This window comes from Streptomyces sp. NPDC004126 (genome assembly GCF_050275515.1).
Taxonomy (GTDB): Bacteria; Actinomycetota; Actinomycetes; order Streptomycetales; family Streptomycetaceae; genus Streptomyces.
In genome coordinates, this window is record NZ_JBNNPF010000023.1 from 34,967 (window position 1) to 50,526 (window position 15,560).

A 15,560-nucleotide genomic window follows, 5' to 3' on the forward strand; every position below is an offset into this window, starting at 1 on the left:
GTCCGATATGGGGGCGATGCTGCATGGCTGCGATGCGGCATGACCGAAACCAGGACGGCCGGAGTCGGTTCCCGGGTGACGTGATGGCCATGGGTGCCTGGGCCTGGGCAAACTCTGCGTCATGGCCGACTCTGCCCTCTGGATCTCGTCTTTGACCGCCGGTACGGCCGTACTTGCCAGTTGGGTCACCAGCCGGGGAACCGCCCGTGCCGCGCAAATCCAGGCCGAAGCGGTCGATCGGACCCAGCGCACTGTCCGAGTGAGCCAAGCGCGACGGTCCGCTTACGTGAATCTCATCGAGCAGGCGCACAAGATGGCCGAGCTGTACTGGAAGGTCTCCGACATCTTCGCCTCGGGCGGCACGCGTACCGAGCAGGTGCCCGCGCTCAAGGAAGTCCAGGTCAGCCTTAGAGAGGAGTACAGCAAACTCCGCCACTTCATCTGGATCATCAGCCTGGAGGGCCCCGACGACGTCGCCGAGGCTGCGGAGAGCCTCCGGCTCTCCACCAGGCCGCCGTATCAGGCGCTCACAGCGTCGATCGCGGGCGACGCGGGCGCCCTCGCGACCTTCGACCAGTGCTACGACCCCTTTTGGCAGTCCGTGCTGGCCTTCGTTTCTACCGCCCGAGCCGCAGTGCACGACCTGTAGTTCCCGGGGCCCGTCCCACAGCACGTCGGCGGGCAGGGGCCGGTTCGGACCTCGGACCGCGAAGCGAATCTGCACGCCACCCCATAGCCGTCTTCGAGGAGAACCGCGACGTGTACTACGCCGCCCTGGGCCAGCCGCAGGACGCCGGTGAGTTCATCACCGTGCTCCAGAGCAGGCTGCGGGCGTCGCTGGACCGCTTCGACCGTGCCCTGGCCGAGTGCAACACGGGCGGGGTGGCGATCATGAAGAAGCACGGCGAGCCGTGGATTCGCGTGTCCCCGCGGGGCAAGCAGGACGAGCCGGAGTCCCTGGTGGCGATCAAGGCGGAGATCGAACGGCGCTGGGGCACCACCGACCCGCTGGACAGCTTGAAGTACGCCGAGTTCACCTCGGTCGCCACACGCGAGAACCTGTCCAAGGACGTGCTGCGCCGCCGGCTACTGCTGGTGCTGTTCGGCCTGGGCACCAACATGGGCATCAAGCGCGTCGCGGTGACCGGCAAGCACGGCGAGTCCGAGGCGGCACTCCGCCGGGTACGGCACCTGTTCGTCAACCAGACCAACATGCGCGCCGCGCTGGTGAAGCTGGTCAACGCCACCTTCGCCGTCCGGGGGCGGCAGGCCGCTGGACGGTGACGACGGTTCCCGGCTGCCCGGTGCTGGCGAAGGACGGTTAGACCGCGCGGGCCCGTACGGGCCGCCCGCCCCGCGAGGGCTGCGCGGACGCGCAGTCCGGTGAACCGGCGCAGCCCCCGGCCCGTCCGGCCGGCCGTCGACCACGGGAGGAGGAAGGACAGGACGGCCTGCGCCCGTACCACGTCCCGGCCGGGGCGGAAGGGACCGTGGTAGCGGTCCGGCAGTACATCACCCCGTTCCCGTACCTGGTGCACTTCGACCGCGGCACAGAACTCGCGCTGGGCGAAGACGCGCCCTAAGAAATCCACCGGAACACCTGAACCGCACCACAGCCACACCCTCCCGCACCAACCGGCCACCCCCCTGGCTCTGTTCACGAGATTGGGTTCTGGCTCTCTTTCCGTGAAGCGCGCACGCTGAGTGACTGCTGGTGCTCCGATCAGGCTCCGGGGCGGGCTGTCGCTCGCCACCGCCAGTGCCTTCGCGTGCTGGTCCCCAATCGCGAGGGGAAGGCCCCTGCGAGAGAAGCGCACCTCGTCGCGGCCGGTCATCGCGCAACCGCCGGCACCCCGCGTGGTGACGCGATGGATCCTCAGTGGAGGGACACGTCAACCGGATCAAGATGTTCAAGCGCCAGATGTTCGGTCGGACCGGCTTCGCACTGCTCCGCAAGCGAGTCCTGTTGGCTCACTGATCGATGTCAGATGCGCGCGATAGCTTCCCGACATGGGTGTCTATCTGGTGAGCGTCGGCGCGGAGGAATGGTTCGGTGACGAGGAAGACGGATGGGGCGAAGTTGCTTCGGACCTCGATGCTGAACTCAGGCGGCGGGGCCTGCCGCCCTACGAGGACGTCCCCCCAGAGACGGACTTCGCACCTGGCTCAGGGCAAGCCTTCGAGGAGAAGCTGACCCCCTCCATGACCGGGTTCCTCACCTTGTGCCAGACGCACCTGTCACGAGAGGAATCGGAGATCCTCTGCGGCTGGACCGTTCTGGTGCCCTTCTCCCTCGATGAGGAGATCTGGCTGCCCATCGAGTCCGCCGACCACGAGTCCATGGTGGCCGGCGCGCCTCAGGTGCTACCGCTCGCCGAGAAACTCGCGGCAGCCGTCAATCTGCCACCCGAAACCCCGGCGACATGCGACAACCTCGACCTGAGCATGTGGTTCGGGAACCAAGCAAAGGAACTGGCCACTACTCGAACAGGAGGGTGGACCAATGACCTGGACACAGCCTTCTACGTCGCACTGTTCCTGCGCGCTGCCCAGCACTCGATCCGACGGGGCTGCCCCATCGTCTGCACGTGAGGCTGCCCATCTTCGGTCCACGGTTCTCCCAGCGGAGATCACGCAGGGTGCGCGCTTCACGGAAAGCGAGCCAGAACCCGACTTCCAACAGCACTTGTTCAGCATCACGGGAGGCGGCCCGATTCGGCCGGGGTCGATGTTCACGAGAACGGCAGGCGCCCGGGGCCTCCCTCCGCTCGGTCTTGAACGCTGAGAGGGCCCCGGTACCAACCAGGGCCCTCTCAGTGTCCGCGGGTGCTCTGGTTACAGCAGTCGCATCCGGGCGGGCAGTTGTCGCAGGCGTCTGCCTTGGCCCCGACGGAGGGAACCGCAGCGGCGGCGGAAGGCGCGCAGCAGCCCTTGCCCTGCCAGGCGTCGCGGCCTTCCCTGATGGCGATGGCGGCGATGACGAGAGCGGCGATGGGGTCGGCCCAGGACCAGCCGAGGGTGGCGTTGAGGATCAGGCCCACCAGCAGCACGGCGGACAGGTACGTGCAGAGCAGGGTCTGTTTGGAGTCCGCGACTGCGGAGGCGGAGCCGAGTTCGCGGCCGGCCTTGCGCTGGGCGGCGGACAGGAACGGCATGACCGCCAGCGACAGCGCGGCCAGCGCGATGCCGGGGACGGAGCCTTCGGCCTCACCGGTGCCGGTCAGTGCGCGGACGGCGTCGACGGTGACGTAGGCGGCCAGGGCGAAGAAGGAGAACGCGATGATCCGCAGGGTGCGCTGCTCGCGCGCTTCGCGGACGGCGTGGTCGGATGCGGAGAACTGCCAGGCGACCGCGGCGGCGGAGGAGACCTCGATGACCGAGTCGAGACCGAAGCCGATCAGGGCGGTGGAGGAGGCCAGCGTGCCTGCGGTGATGGCGGCGATCGCCTCGATGACGTTGTAGGTGATCGTGGCCGCGACGAGCAGGCGTATCCGGCGGGTGAGCGCATCACGGCGGGCCGGGGAAGGCCCGAGGGACATCGGCATCTCGGCGGCCATGGTCAGCAGCAGCCCTTCTCGTCGGCGTCCGGGCACGTGCGGTCGGTCTCGACCGCGACCACGGCGGTGCGCAGGTCGTCCAGCGCGTGGCCGAGGCGTTCGTCGGCGAGCTCGTAGCGGGTGCGGCGGCCGTCGGGGACGGCGGTGACCAGCCCGCAGTCGCGCAGGCACGCGAGGTGGTTCGACAGCCGAGTGCGCGAGACACCTAGGGCGTCGGCGAGGTCGGCCGGGTAGGCGGGGGCGTCACGCAGGGCGAGCAGGATGCGGCAGCGGATCGGGTCGGCGAGCGCGCGGCCGAACCGGGCCAGCACCTCGATGTCAGAGGCAACAGTCAGCACACCATGAGAGTACATTCATTCCTGAATTCAGGAACTCGTGGATCATTCTGGTCCGTCGAATGTCCAGGCCTTGCACAGGCCGGTAGTCACGCCCGTTCCGCACCGAGCAAGGCAGGCGATACGCCCGGCGCGGGAAGAGCGAGAACGCGGGCAAGGGCAGCGGTCAGAGGAACGGAGTGGTCGGGCAGGTGCTCGGTAATCCAGTCCGTTGCCGCCGCGAGAAACTCGGTCAGGTTCCGCTCGGCGCCAGCGAGTAGATGCCGGAGCTCGGTGACCGGCAGCTCGATGGCTGGGCTGTCGTCCCGGGCAGTGTCGACGGTGAGGCGGATCGTATCCCCGAGACACTCGGCCAGCGACGGCTGCGGATCGTGGCCGTACCCGATGATGCCGCTGCCGTCGAGGACCTGGTACCAGTCGCGCCAGTCTTCCAGTCCGTCGCAGCAGCCGGGCGAGAAGGTGATGCCCGTAGAGATGTCCGTGACGTGCAGGCCGCCCGCCGCGTAAAGGTTGTCGAGGTTCAGCAGCCCGTGAAGGAAGCCGCTGAGAGGCTCGGCCGGCCGAGGCGGGAGGTCGCCATCGTCTGCGGGGTCCACGTCATTGCAGGCGGCGATGCGCATGAGCGCCGTCCCGATCTCGGTGGGTGACAGTTCGCCGCTGAGCGGCAGGAAACCGAACCGTTCCGCCTCGGCGACAGGCCAGAGGTCGAAGCCATCGGGGGTGTTCATCTCCAGGACGGGCTGCATCACGATCACCAGGCGAAGTGTCCCCCATCCGTCGCCGACATCGCCTCTCGATTACGCAGGGCATCCTCGTTTTCGCCGATCCTTGATCCTTAACCAGCTGGGGAGACCTGAGAACCCGTAGCGGGGCGGGTCCACGCAGATCATCACTGAGGGGTTGGCGGTGGGTTTCACCCCTGACCGGGCCGCGCCGGCGCGGGCGGTGGGGGAGCGGGGTAAGCGGAGGCGTCCGCGGTGTGCGGCGGATGCGCGGTGAGGGCGGCCGCCAAGGCGGCCTCGGCGCGTTCGCCGATCTAGCGCTCGCGGGCGAGCAGGGCCGGGCTGTCCAGGACCACCTGCCAGAACGCCGTCGCTCCGGGCGGCAGTCCAAGCACCGGATGGTTGTCGCGGAGCCCGGACAGCAGGTCGAGAACGGCCGGCCCACTGCCGTACGGCCGGCCCCGTGTCGGCCCGGGGCGGCCGGGTGGGTCAGCGGACCCAGAGGGTGATGATGTCCGGGCGGGCGGTGCTGAAGGGCTCGCAGAAGAAGACGGGGCCCCAGATGTTGTAGCCGGCCCGGCCGGCGGCCACGCATTCGGTGTACGAGGCGTGGTTGCTGCGGGCGTAGAAGCCCGTGCCGGGGACGGCTTCGGCGGTGCCCGCGACGCCGAGCGCGAGGGCTCCGGCGGTGGCGGCGGTGGCGAGGGCGGCTGCTGTGCGGCGGTACATGGCATGTCCTCCTGAAAATGCCGGGGATGCCCGGCAGAGTGCCTGACGATGCGATGTGGTGCGGTACGTGCAGGCTGCGCAGCCGAGCATGAACGTACCGTCACGGACCAGGCCGCACAATAGGTCTAGGCCAATGTGCCGCGTTCCGGGCTGCGATCTCGTTCCGACACCCCCTGGCCGGCCAGGTCCGCCGCCAGCTCGTCGCGCCAGTGCAGGGACATGCGCAGGCTCAGGACCGTCTCCGCCGCCGCCGGCAGGGGCAGCACCAGGAGCCGTCGCAGGGCCCCGGCCGCCGCGTCCCGGCCGTGCCACGCCGCGACGTCGGCCTCGGTGACGGGCGCCGGATCCGGCTGGTGGCGGGCCGCGTCGAGCATTCCGCGGGCGGCCCGGGTCTCCGCCCGGATGGTCCGCATCCGCAGGTCGAGAGCCCCGTCGGCCGTCAGGTCCACCGGCTCGCCCCGGCCTGCCTGCTCCAGTGCCCGGGCGATCTCCGGGTAGCCGTCGATCCCGGTCTCCGACGCCAGCCGGGCGAGCTGCGCCGCCACCGCGGAGCGCAACCGCTCCGGCGGGGTCCGCTCCACGAGGGCTCCGAGGTCGAAGTCGCGTACGACGGTGACCGGGTGCCGGGCCTGCGGCACCTCTTCGAGGACCGGCAGCAGCAGTGCGCCGGCCAGGGGCGCCGTCGCGTCGTCCGCCGGGTCCCAGCTGATGCCGTGCTCCGCCTCCAGGCCTGCCAGCAGCCGCGCGTAGGCGGCCGTCGAGCCGGGCCAGGCGTCGACGCCGATCCGCTGCCACTGCTGCCCGTCGGGTCCGGTCACGTAGTCCTCGCGCGGCGATTCGACTCGGTGGCCTGCCTCCGGCCGGCCGGTGCCGTCCTCGACGACGGTCACGCGTACCTCGGGCCCCTGCTTGGCCAGCGCCACCACCCGGGTTCCGCGGGAGAGCCGTCCCAGCACCTCGGGACGGCCGAACTGGGCGTCGCCGCCCTCCTGCGTGGCGTACGACCACCCATCGCCGTCGCCGCAGGACCCGACCCGGACCATCGGGCGGTGCCCGGCCCAGGGCGCGTCGGCGGACAGCCTCGCCTGTTCCCGGCTGCGCGACCCGGCGGTCGCGGGCACGGAGCCCAGCCGGTCCAGCAGCTCCCCGGGGGCGATGCCCGCCACGAACACGACGTCCGGCTGCACGGGCGGTGCGGCTTCGGGTCCGAAGAATCCGCCGCTGCCGAAGGTGATGACGGCGTATGCCCCGTCGGGCTGCGGGACGGGCGGGGCCGGCTCGGCCGCGGGTGGGACCTGCGGCTCGGGCTCCCCGGCGGCGAGGTCCAGGGCGGAGGTCGGGTCGGCGAGGATCGTCCCGCCGCCGTCCCAGATCAGCCGGCCCTCGTGGGCCAGGGGTGTTCGCCCGTCGAAGGGCAGGCCGTTCTCCAGAGCCGTGGCGAAGTCGGAGAGGACGTGCCGCAGTCCCCGCCAGCGCGTGAAGGCCGAGCCCATCTCGTCGAAGTACCGGCCGGCCCTCCCGTGGTGCGGGCCGGAGCGGGTGACCAGGAAGAGTCCGTCGGAGGACTGCCAGCCGATGCCCAGAGTGACGAGCAGCCGTTCGTGCGGCCAGTACGCGTACTCGTCGCGCTCCTCCTCGTCCAGCTCGGCCTCCTCCTCGGCGACGTCCTCCCCGACCTCGCGCAGGAACTCGGTGCTCCCGACGATCTCGGCGACTCCGGACGGTGGTCCGTAGTAGTCGAGCCGGAGCGTTCCGTCCGAGAGCTCCACGCCGTCGTGCCGCAGCAGCGACTCCCTCAGGTCCGGCGGGAAGGCCACCCCCAGCCGGAGTTCGGCCGCCGCGATGTCCGCCGGGACGGCCGGCGGTCGCAGCAGCCCGTGGGTGACGGGAGCGTGCCGCGCGAGCCAGCTCTCGATGCGGTCCCAGGACTCTTCGACGGTGTACGTGACCATGCCCGGCACCCTAGGCGCGGGCACTGACACCCGATCAGTCGCGTGGCGGGTGCACGGCCGGTACGGACGGCGCCTGGCGGGGACGCTTGTCAGCCCCGCAGGGTGGTGAGGGCCTTCTCGATGCGGTGGCGGCGCGTCTCGGGCTTCTTCGCGCTCTCGATGGCGCGTACGTGCTCGCGCTTGCGGCTGTGGGCCAGGGCGTCGTAGGCGGCGCGGGCGGCCGGGTCCGCGTCCAGGGCCTGGGCGAAGTCCGGCGGCTCGACGACGACGCGCGGCTCGGTGTCGAGTTCCAGCTCGACCTCGACCTCGTCGCCTACGGCGACGCCGGCGGCCTGGCGGTTGGCGTTGCTGAGGCCGAGCAGGTGGCGGCCGCGCAGGAGGGCGATCCGGCTCTTCCAGGAGTGGCCGCCCAGCGTGATCGTCACCGGTGGCCGCGCGCCCCCGCCGAGCGCGGCCACCACCTCGGACGGGACTTCCAGACCCCGCATGGGCTCGGGGGGCTCGACGTGGGTGCGGAACTTCATCGTTCTCTCCGGTCTGCTCTGGCGTTCCGTCATTCCGCGTAGGGCTGGTCGGTTCCCTGGGCGCTGTAGCCGAGGCTCCAGATGTAGCCCTCGGGGTCGGCGAAGGTGCCGCCGTAGCCGCCCCACGGGAGGGCGCCAGCGGGCTTGAGGACCTTGGCGCCGGCCTTCGCCGCCTCCGCCATGATCTCGTCGACCCGGGTCTCGCTGCGGACGACGTAGGTCAGGACCAGGCCGCTGAAGCCGCTGCCCTCCTGGTCCGTGCCCACCTGGCCGGCCAGGCCTTCGCGGCTGTAGAAGCCGACGGGCGAGGCGCCGTCGGATTCGAAGAACACCGAGATGCCGAAGTCGTTCTGGACCTTCCAGCCGAGGCCCTCGGTGTAGAAGCGCTTGGCCCGGTCCATGTCGCGGACGCCGAGGAGGATCGAGCTGACGTGTGCCTTCATGGTTTGTTGTTCCTGTTCTTCTGGGGTGGGGTGGAGTGGAGTGTTGGTGGTGTGTTGGCGGGTGTTCGGGGCGGGTTTCAGGCCGCTTCCCAGGTGAAGCCGTCCGGGTCGGTGAAGGCCGCGGTGGTGGTGCCGAGGACGACGCGGTGTGAGCCCGTGCCGTCGACGGGGACGCCGAGGTCCTTGGCCAGGGCGCGGCGCTTGTACAGGGCCAGCTTGACGGGGCCGGCGGTGCCGGGGGCGAACTCGGTGTACTTGCCGCCGAAGCTCTTGGCGACGGTCAGGCCGCGCTCGACGTAGAACTCCCGGGTGGCCTTCACGGCCTCGACGCCGAGCAGCAGGACGATCTCGTCGATCCGGCGGGTGTCGGGGCCGGTGTCCTTCTTCGCTCCGGTCGCGATCTTCCAGATCGTGCCGTCCGGGGCCTGGACCACTCCGCTGTAGCCCCACAGCGACTTGGCGGTGGGCTTGAGGACCGTGGCGCCGGCGTCGACCGCCGCGGCGAAGAAACCGTCGACGGTGGCGGGGCCGGAGACCGTGATGCCGAGGGTGAAGCCGCGGAAGCCGGTGGTGGGGGTGTCGGTCGCCCGCAGGGTGACGTACGCGTCCACGCCGAAGGCGGTGTAGAAGCGGCGGGCGGCCTCGGTGTCGGCCACTTCGAGGGTGACGGAGGCGAGGGCGGTGGGGGCGGTGGTGGGAGCGGTGTTCGTCATGACCATTACGTTAGGAGGTGGGTGGCGGCAGGGGCTTCTCGATTCCTGACCGGTCCTGGGCGGCTCGTGGCGGTGGCCCGGGTGTCAGCCTCTGACCAGGCAGAAGGGGTGGCCGGCCGGGTCGGTGAGGACCCTCCATCTGTTGTGGTCCGGCTGGTGGCCGGGCTTGGTCGCGCCCAGTGCGAGGAGGCGGGTCTCGGCCGCGTCCAGGTCGTCGACCGCGAAGTCGAGATGGGACTGCTGGGGGACGGTCTGGCCGGGCCAGTCGGGTGCCCGGTAGTCGTCGACCCGCTGGAAGCCGAGGAAGAGTCCGTGCTCGCCGCTGAGGCCGGCGAAGTCGGCGTCGGACGCGGGGTGGGGGTCGAGGCCGGTCGCCTGCTGGTAGAACGCGGCCAGGGCCTGCGGATCGGGGCAGTCGAGGGTTATCGCGCACAGTCTCATCCGCAGGGGCGGCGCGGCACGTCCGGGGTGGGGGCGGGTGGCGGGTGTGAGGGTTTTTTCCGCGGCTGCTCCGCGGGGGACGCCGTCGACTGCCAGGCAGATGCCGTAGACGCGGGCGTGGCTGGTCCAGCCGTTGACGCGGCCGCGGTTGTTGCTGATCTGGACCCGCTTCCCGGCCGCGTCCACGGAGGACACCAGGTGCAGGTGGACCGTCCCGGCGACGCGGGCGAGGACGATGTCCCCGACCTCCAGCTTCGACGGGTCGACCGGGGCGACGACGACCTGCTGCCGGCTGCGTATGAGCGGGACCATGGAGGAGCCGCTGGGCCGGAACGTCACGGTGGCCCCGGCGGCGACCCTGGCGGCTGCTGCGTCCAGTGCACCCATTCGGTGATCTTGGCAGATCGGCAGGGATCGCCCCACCGGTTTTCTGGCGGAGGGGGCAGGATTCGAACCTGCGTGGATCCCTGTGGAACCCGAACCACCTCTCCCTCGTGGCCTGGTGGGACGCTGTAGGTTGCGGTGGTGCACGGGTATCGGGATGTGGCCAGGGCGGGTTACGACGGGGTCGTCGAGCTGTACGCCTCGATGTTCGCCGATCGGCTGGAGACGCGGCCGTTCGCGCGGGCCATGGTGGGGGTCTTCGCCGGGCTGGTGCGGGAGGCGGGGAACCTGCGGGTGGCCGATGTCGGGTGTGGGCCCGGGCATCTGACGGCGCTGCTGGGCGAGTTGGGGCTGGACGCCTTCGGGGTCGATCTGTCGCCGGGGATGGTGGAGCACGCCCGGCGGGCGCATCCGGGGCTGCGGTTCGTCGAGGGGCGGATGGAGGCCCTGCCGGTGGACGACGGGGTGCTCGGCGGGGTGCTGGCCCACTACTCGATGATCCACACCCCGCCCGGGGAGCTGCCCGGGCTGCTCGCCGAGCAGGTGCGGGTGCTGGCGCCGGGGGGTTCGCTGCTGGTTTCGTTCTGTGTGCCCGAGGGGGCGGCGGAGCCGGTCCCGTACGACCACAAGGTGGCTCCCGCCTTCAGCTGGCCGGTGGAGCGGTTCGTCGAGGTGCTGGCCGGGGCCGGGCTGGAGGTTTCGGCCCGGCTGGTCCACGGGCCGGTTTCCGAGCGGGGTTTCCTCGAAGGCCATCTGCTGGCCCGGGCCGTCAGGTGATGTTCCAGCGGGTGACTTCGCCGCTCTCCTGGGCGACGTAGAGGGTGCCGTCGGGGGCGAAGGCGAGGCCGTGGGGTTCGCAGGCGGGGTTGGGGAGGGGGTGCTCCGTGACGGTGCCGGCCGGGGTGACGCGGCCGATGCGGCCCGTGGCCCAGGCCGTGTACCAGCAGGAGCCGTCGGGGGCGACCGCCACGGCGTGCGGGCGGCACCGGGGGTCGGGCAGGGGGTGTTCGGTGAGTTCGCCGGCCGGGGTGAGGCGGCCGATGCGGCCGGTGCCGATCTCGGCGAACCAGAGGGTGCCGTCGGGGGCCGCGGCGAGGCCGACGGGGGCGGCGCCGGGGGTGGGCAGCGGGTGGAGGGTGGTGTCGCCGGTGACGGTGATCCGGGCGAGGGCGTTGCCCTGGTTGAGGGTGCACCAGAGGGCTCCGTCGGCGGCGGCGGTGGTGGCGAAGGACGGGAAGGAGCCCTCGGGGAGGGCGTGTTGGGTGAGTTCGCCGGCCGGGGTGAGGCGGGTGACGGTCGCGGTGTGCAGGGTGGTGAACCAGACGGCGCCGTCCGGGCCGGCGGTGATGCCGTACGGGCCCGGGCCGGAGCCGGGGACGGGGTGGGAGCGGGCTTCGCCGTCGGGGGTGATGCGGCCGATGCGGTGGTCGCGGTTGCGGGTGAACCAGAGGGCGCCGTCGGGGCCGGTGGTGATGAGGGTGGGGCCGCAGTCGGGGGTGTCCAGGGGGAACTCGTCGATCCGGCCGTCGGGGGTGAGGCGGGCGATGCGGCCGGCGTGGACCAGGGTGCACCAGACGGCTCCGTCGGGGCCGGTGGTGAGGGCGTAGGGGCCGGCGTCCGGGGTGGGCAGGGCGTACGTGTGGATCAGGCGGGGCGGGTGCGTCCGGGGCAAGGCGGGCCTTTCGAGGGGGGTGGGTGAGGCGGTCAGGGTCAGGCCGCGGCCGGGGTGGCTGCGCGGAGGGGGAGGTGGTCGCCCTGCCAGCGGGCGCACAGGCGGCGGTCGTGGCTGACGACGACCACGGCGCCCGGGAAGGAGGCGAGGGCCTCGCCGAGTTCCTCGGCCAGGGCGGGCGAGAGGTGGTTGGTGGGCTCGTCCAGGAGCAGGACGTCGGCCGGTTCGGTGACCAGGCGGGCCAGTGCGAGCCGGCGGCGCTGGCCGGCGGAGAGGCCGCCGACGGGGGTGGTGAGCTGTCCGGGGGCGAACAGGCCGAGGGACAGGAGCTGTCCGGTGTGTTCCTCGGGCGTGCCGGGGCGGCCTTCGGCGAAGGCGGCGAGGAGCGGGCGGTGGGCCGGTCCGGGGTCGGTGTGCTGGGTCAGCAGTCCGGTGCGGGCGCGGCGGACGACGTGGCCCCGGTCGGGGGTGACGGTGCCGGCGAGGACGCCGAGGAGGGTGCTCTTGCCGGCGCCGTTGGGGCCGGTGACCAGGAGGCGGCCGCCGGGCGGGAGGGTGAGGTCCACCGGTGCCAGGCGGTTCGTCAGGCAGACGCCCCGCGCGGTGAGGGCGGGGCCGTCGGGGGTGGTGGTGCCCGCGGTGCGGGGGACGGCGGTGAAGCGGAGCGGGTCGGCCGGTGCGGGGACCGGGCGGGCCAGGAGGCGGGTGAGGCGTTCCTCGGCGTTGCGGACCCTGCTCGCGAGGGACTGCTGGACGCGGCCCGCGGCGCGGTCGTAGGCCATCTTGTTGCCGTCCTTCATGGCCCGGCCGGGGGCGACCTTGCGGGCGGTGACGGCGGCTGACTCCCGCAGCCGGTCCGTCTCCTCGCGCCAGGCGGTGTGGGCCTGGGTGCGGCGCTGCCGTTCGGCGGCGCGGCCGGCGAGGTAGCCGGCGTAGCCGTTGCCGTAGCGGACGGTGCGGTGGAGGTCGCCGTCGACTTCCAGGAGGGCGGTGGTGACGCGTTCGAGGAACTGCCGGTCGTGGGAGACGGCGACGGTGATGCCGCGGCGGGCGCGGAGGTGGTCCTCCAGCCAGGTGAGGGCCGTGTGGTCGAGGTGGTTCGTGGGTTCGTCGAGGAGGAGGACCTCGGGGTCGGAGGCCAGGAGCGCGGCGAGGTGCAGGCGGACCTGTTCTCCGCCGGAGAGGTCGCCGACGGTGCGGGCGCGGGGCAGTCCGAGGAGTCCGAGGCCGTGCAGGGCGCGTTCGGTGCGGGCGTCGGCGTCGTAGCCGCCGCGCAGTTCGAAGGCGGTGAGGAGGCCGGCGTAGGCGGTGAGGGTCTCGTCCGTGGTGTCGCCGTCGGCCATGCGGGCCTCCAGGCGGCGCATGCGGTCCTCGATGGCGTGGAGTTCGGCGAGGGAGCGGTCGATGACCTGCTGGACGGTGAGGTGTGCGGGGAGGTGCTCTTCCTGGGCGAGGTAGCCGGTGCCGCCGTCGGCGCGGACGGTGACGGTGCCGCTGTCGGGGCGTTCGGCTCCGGCGAGCAGGCGGAGGAGGGTCGACTTGCCGGATCCGTTCTCGCCGACGATGCCGAGGCGGGTTCCGTCGGTGACGGAGCAGTCGACGGAGTCGAGGACGGTGCGGCCGGCGTAGGACTTGGTGAGGTCAGTCGCGGTGAGCTGTGCGGTCATGGAGCGGCTCCGGGGGGTGGGAGGGGGTGGTCGGGGCGGCGTGGTGGCGGGTGAGGATCATTGGGGGCTCCCTTGTGTCCTATTGCGACTGATGTTGCTTTAAGATCGTTCCATGGATGGCGATGAGCACGCAAGCGAAGGTTCCGGCCATGGGCGTCATGCGGATTCGGCCATGCCGCGGCGTCGGACGGGCGGGCGGAGCGCCCGGGTCCGGGCCCAGGTGCTGGCGGCGGTGGGCGAGTTGCTGATGGCGGGCGGGTACGACGGGCTGACCGTCGACACGGTCGCCGAGCGGGCCGGCGTGCACCGCACCACCGTGTACCGGCGCTGGCGCGACGTCGGGGGCCTGCTGGCCGACGTACTCGACGCGGCGGCCGACGACACGTGGAGCCCGCCCGACACCGGGTCGCTGGAGGGCGACCTCACCGCGCTCAACGAGGAGGTCTACGAGGCCCTGGCGGGCGGCGGGCCCAGCCTGACCACGGCGCTGATCGCCGCGGGCTTCCGGTCCGCCGAGGCGGCCGGGGCCCTGGCGCGCTTCTGGGAGGACCGGTACGCGCGCTGCGCGGTGGTCGTCGACCGTGCCGCCGGGCGGGGCGAGCTGCCGGGGCCGGCCGACGCCCGCGCGCTGCTGGTCGCGGCGACCGCGCCGCTGTACCACGAGCTGCTGCTCCTGCGGGCGGCCCCGGACCCGGCCCTCCCCCGCCGGGCCGCCGCCGGGGCCGCGGCAGCGGGGCGGGCCGGCGTCTACGGGGTTCCGGGGGCGTCGTAGGGGGCGCCTCGCGGATCAGGCCGGGGCGAAGGCCGCGGGGTGCGCGGCGGCGAGGAGTCCGTGGCCTCGCTCCAGGAGCCGGGTGAAGGCGGCGGGGTCGCTGATGGCCATGTCGTGCGGGCCATGGACGTGGAACAGCCGGGCGGATCCGCCGCCGGCGCGGACGGCTGCGACGAACTGCTTCTCCTGGGCCCGGAAGAGGGGGTCGCCGAGGCCGTTGACGAACAGGACGGGCAGTCGGCAGCGGCCCGCGACGTCGAGGAAGTCACGCCGGGCGAGGTCTTCCACGACCTCGGCGAAGGCGTGCATGGCGAGTCCGCCGCACGTGACGGCCTCGTAGCTCTCGGCGGGGAGCCGGTGTCCGAGTGCCCGGTCGCCGAGGCGGGCGGCACGGGCCGGGCCGAGTGCCCCGAGGGCGCGGGCGGCCGCGCGGTAGATCCGGCCGGTGGGCCCGTCGGGCCGGGCGGTCGACCCCTGGACGAGGACGGCGGCCGCGGCGGGGTGTGCCGCCGCGGCGTAGGCGAGGGCGACGTACCCGCCGAGGGAGGTGCCGGCCACGAGGGGGCGGCGGCCGGTGGCGAGGGCGGCCTCCTCCACGGCGAGGCCGACCCGCTCGACCGCCTCCTCCAGGCCGAACGGGCGGTCGCGCAGGGTCCCGTGTCCCGGCAGGTCGGGGGCGGTGATCCGGAATCGGGGGGCCAGCCGGTGGGCGTGGGGGTCCCACATGCGGGCGGAGAGCCGGATCCCGTGGACGAGGACCAGCGGAGCGCCCTCGGGCGCTCCGGCGGTCCAGATGCCCGGACGGCCCGGGGCGGGACGGAGTCCCGAAGGCGGGGCCGGAGCCGGGGTCGGGGTCGGGGTCGGGGTCGGGGCTGAGGTCGGTGGGTGGGATGTGGGCATGTTTTCCCCCTGGCGGGTGTGGCGTCGCGGTTGGAGTGCAACGCAACGGTGCGTTGCATGGTAGGGATGGGGGGTCGGGGAATGCAACACAACGTTGTGTTGCGTTAGGGTGGCGTCCCACTCGTACCGAAGGGAGCAGCGGTGATGCGGAAGCAGGGCGGCGGCGGGCCGCGGCGGGAGGCCGAGATCTACGCGGCCACGCTCGACATGCTGGGCGGTCTGGGCTTCGACTCCCTGACCATCGAGGGGGTGGCCCAGCGTTCCGGGGTCAACAAGACGACGATCTACCGCTGGTGGCCGTCCAAGTCGGAGCTGCTGCGCGACGCGCTGCTGCACTCGCAGGTCTTCCGGTTCGAGCCGGCCGACACCGGCAGCCTGCGCGGCGACCTCACGGCGCTCGCCGAGGAGGTGCGGCGGCTGCTGGACGACGAGCACCGGCGGACGATCGTCGAGGCTGCGCTGGTCGGGGCGGTGCGCCACGAGGCGATGCGGGAGCTCGTGGTCTCCTTCCTGGACGACCGGTTCGGCCGCCACCAGCCGGTGTTCGAGCGGGCGGTGGCGCGGGGCGAGCTGCCGCCGGACGCGGATCCGGCGCCGTTGGTGGACGCCATGGCGGGCGCGCTGTGGATGCGGATCCTGGTGAGGCGGGACGCGGCCGCCGACGGCTACACCCGTGACCTCGTCGGCGTCCTGATGGACGGGGTCGGCGCTGCCGCCGCTCGGTGACCCCGCCTCCGTACCGCCGGCCG

General features: G+C 72.4%; 18 protein-coding genes. 6 read left to right on the forward strand and 12 right to left on the reverse strand.

Annotated elements, in window-relative coordinates; translation table 11 throughout:
• The first annotated feature begins 121 nt into the window (after window positions 1-121).
• The 3 genes from ACQKM2_RS22270 (at window position 122) to ACQKM2_RS22280 (ending at window position 2,592) form a co-directional block, all read left to right on the forward strand.
• Complete coding sequence (locus tag ACQKM2_RS22270; RefSeq protein WP_427712170.1) at window positions 122-649, forward strand: hypothetical protein; 528 nt, start codon at window positions 122-124, stop codon at window positions 647-649.
• Between the two features lie 110 nt (window positions 650-759).
• Window positions 760-1,284: a Tn3 family transposase gene (locus ACQKM2_RS22275; protein ID WP_427712171.1), complete on the forward strand. Its 525-nt coding sequence runs from the start codon at window positions 760-762 to the stop codon at window positions 1,282-1,284.
• 726 nt (window positions 1,285-2,010) lie between these two features.
• Window positions 2,011-2,592: a hypothetical protein gene (locus ACQKM2_RS22280; RefSeq protein ID WP_427712174.1), complete on the forward strand. Its 582-nt coding sequence runs from the start codon at window positions 2,011-2,013 to the stop codon at window positions 2,590-2,592.
• A 221-nt stretch (window positions 2,593-2,813) separates the two neighbouring features.
• Here the strand turns inward: ACQKM2_RS22280 and ACQKM2_RS22285 are convergent, their stop codons facing one another.
• From ACQKM2_RS22285 to ACQKM2_RS22325, 9 genes are all read right to left on the reverse strand, one after another.
• Window positions 2,814-3,557, reverse strand: coding sequence for a cation transporter (locus ACQKM2_RS22285; RefSeq protein WP_427712278.1), 744 nt, complete (start codon window positions 3,555-3,557; stop codon window positions 2,814-2,816).
• 2 nt (window positions 3,558-3,559) lie between these two features.
• On the reverse strand, window positions 3,560-3,895 hold the full coding sequence (locus tag ACQKM2_RS22290; RefSeq protein WP_427712176.1) for an ArsR/SmtB family transcription factor: 336 nt from the start codon (window positions 3,893-3,895) through the stop codon (window positions 3,560-3,562).
• An 86-nt stretch (window positions 3,896-3,981) separates the two neighbouring features.
• The gene (locus ACQKM2_RS22295; RefSeq protein WP_427712281.1) at window positions 3,982-4,638 is read right to left on the reverse strand and encodes a hypothetical protein; all 657 of its coding nucleotides are present in this window, start codon (window positions 4,636-4,638) and stop codon (window positions 3,982-3,984) included.
• A 465-nt stretch (window positions 4,639-5,103) separates the two neighbouring features.
• A complete protein-coding gene (locus ACQKM2_RS22300) occupies window positions 5,104-5,343 on the reverse strand; it encodes a hypothetical protein (RefSeq protein WP_427712179.1) in 240 nt (79 codons plus the stop codon).
• Window positions 5,344-5,468: 125 nt separating this feature from the next.
• Entirely contained in the window at window positions 5,469-7,295 is a 1,827-nt protein-coding gene (locus ACQKM2_RS22305; RefSeq protein ID WP_427712181.1) for an SMI1/KNR4 family protein, read from the reverse strand.
• An 89-nt stretch (window positions 7,296-7,384) separates the two neighbouring features.
• The gene (locus ACQKM2_RS22310) at window positions 7,385-7,819 is read right to left on the reverse strand and encodes a YdeI/OmpD-associated family protein (RefSeq protein WP_427712184.1); all 435 of its coding nucleotides are present in this window, start codon (window positions 7,817-7,819) and stop codon (window positions 7,385-7,387) included.
• 29 nt (window positions 7,820-7,848) lie between these two features.
• Window positions 7,849-8,262: a VOC family protein gene (locus ACQKM2_RS22315; protein WP_007269182.1), complete on the reverse strand. Its 414-nt coding sequence runs from the start codon at window positions 8,260-8,262 to the stop codon at window positions 7,849-7,851.
• 77 nt (window positions 8,263-8,339) lie between these two features.
• Window positions 8,340-8,981 (reverse strand): glyoxalase, encoded by a 642-nt coding sequence (locus tag ACQKM2_RS22320; protein WP_427712187.1) that lies wholly within the window; start codon window positions 8,979-8,981, stop codon window positions 8,340-8,342.
• 78 nt (window positions 8,982-9,059) lie between these two features.
• The gene (locus ACQKM2_RS22325; protein ID WP_427712284.1) at window positions 9,060-9,416 is read right to left on the reverse strand and encodes a VOC family protein; all 357 of its coding nucleotides are present in this window, start codon (window positions 9,414-9,416) and stop codon (window positions 9,060-9,062) included.
• 525 nt (window positions 9,417-9,941) lie between these two features.
• Here ACQKM2_RS22325 and ACQKM2_RS22330 point away from each other — a divergent pair.
• A complete protein-coding gene (locus ACQKM2_RS22330; protein WP_427712188.1) occupies window positions 9,942-10,577 on the forward strand; it encodes a class I SAM-dependent methyltransferase in 636 nt (211 codons plus the stop codon).
• Here ACQKM2_RS22330 and ACQKM2_RS22335 read toward each other — a convergent pair.
• Both ACQKM2_RS22335 and abc-f read right to left on the reverse strand, forming a co-directional pair.
• Window positions 10,570-11,472 carry a virginiamycin B lyase family protein gene (locus tag ACQKM2_RS22335; protein ID WP_427712191.1) on the reverse strand — a complete coding sequence of 301 codons (903 nt, stop codon included), beginning with the start codon at window positions 11,470-11,472 and terminating at the stop codon, window positions 10,570-10,572. The two genes, ACQKM2_RS22330 and ACQKM2_RS22335, sit on opposite strands and share 8 nt — an antisense overlap.
• Before the next feature lie 38 nt (window positions 11,473-11,510).
• Window positions 11,511-13,139, reverse strand: coding sequence for a ribosomal protection-like ABC-F family protein (gene abc-f / locus ACQKM2_RS22340; RefSeq protein WP_427712193.1), 1,629 nt, complete (start codon window positions 13,137-13,139; stop codon window positions 11,511-11,513).
• A gap of 172 nt (window positions 13,140-13,311) precedes the next feature.
• Here abc-f and ACQKM2_RS22345 point away from each other — a divergent pair, with 172 nt between their 5' ends.
• The gene (locus ACQKM2_RS22345) at window positions 13,312-13,911 is read left to right on the forward strand and encodes a TetR/AcrR family transcriptional regulator C-terminal ligand-binding domain-containing protein (protein WP_427712195.1); all 600 of its coding nucleotides are present in this window, start codon (window positions 13,312-13,314) and stop codon (window positions 13,909-13,911) included.
• A 15-nt stretch (window positions 13,912-13,926) separates the two neighbouring features.
• Here ACQKM2_RS22345 and ACQKM2_RS22350 read toward each other — a convergent pair whose 3' ends face one another.
• Window positions 13,927-14,811 (reverse strand): alpha/beta fold hydrolase, encoded by an 885-nt coding sequence (locus ACQKM2_RS22350; protein ID WP_427712198.1) that lies wholly within the window; start codon window positions 14,809-14,811, stop codon window positions 13,927-13,929.
• Between the two features lie 144 nt (window positions 14,812-14,955).
• On the opposite strand from ACQKM2_RS22350, the gene ACQKM2_RS22355 reads away from it, so the two are divergent.
• Window positions 14,956-15,537, forward strand: a complete 582-nt coding sequence (locus ACQKM2_RS22355; RefSeq protein ID WP_427712201.1) for a TetR/AcrR family transcriptional regulator — start codon at window positions 14,956-14,958, stop codon at window positions 15,535-15,537.
• Window positions 15,538-15,560: the final 23 nt, after the last annotated feature.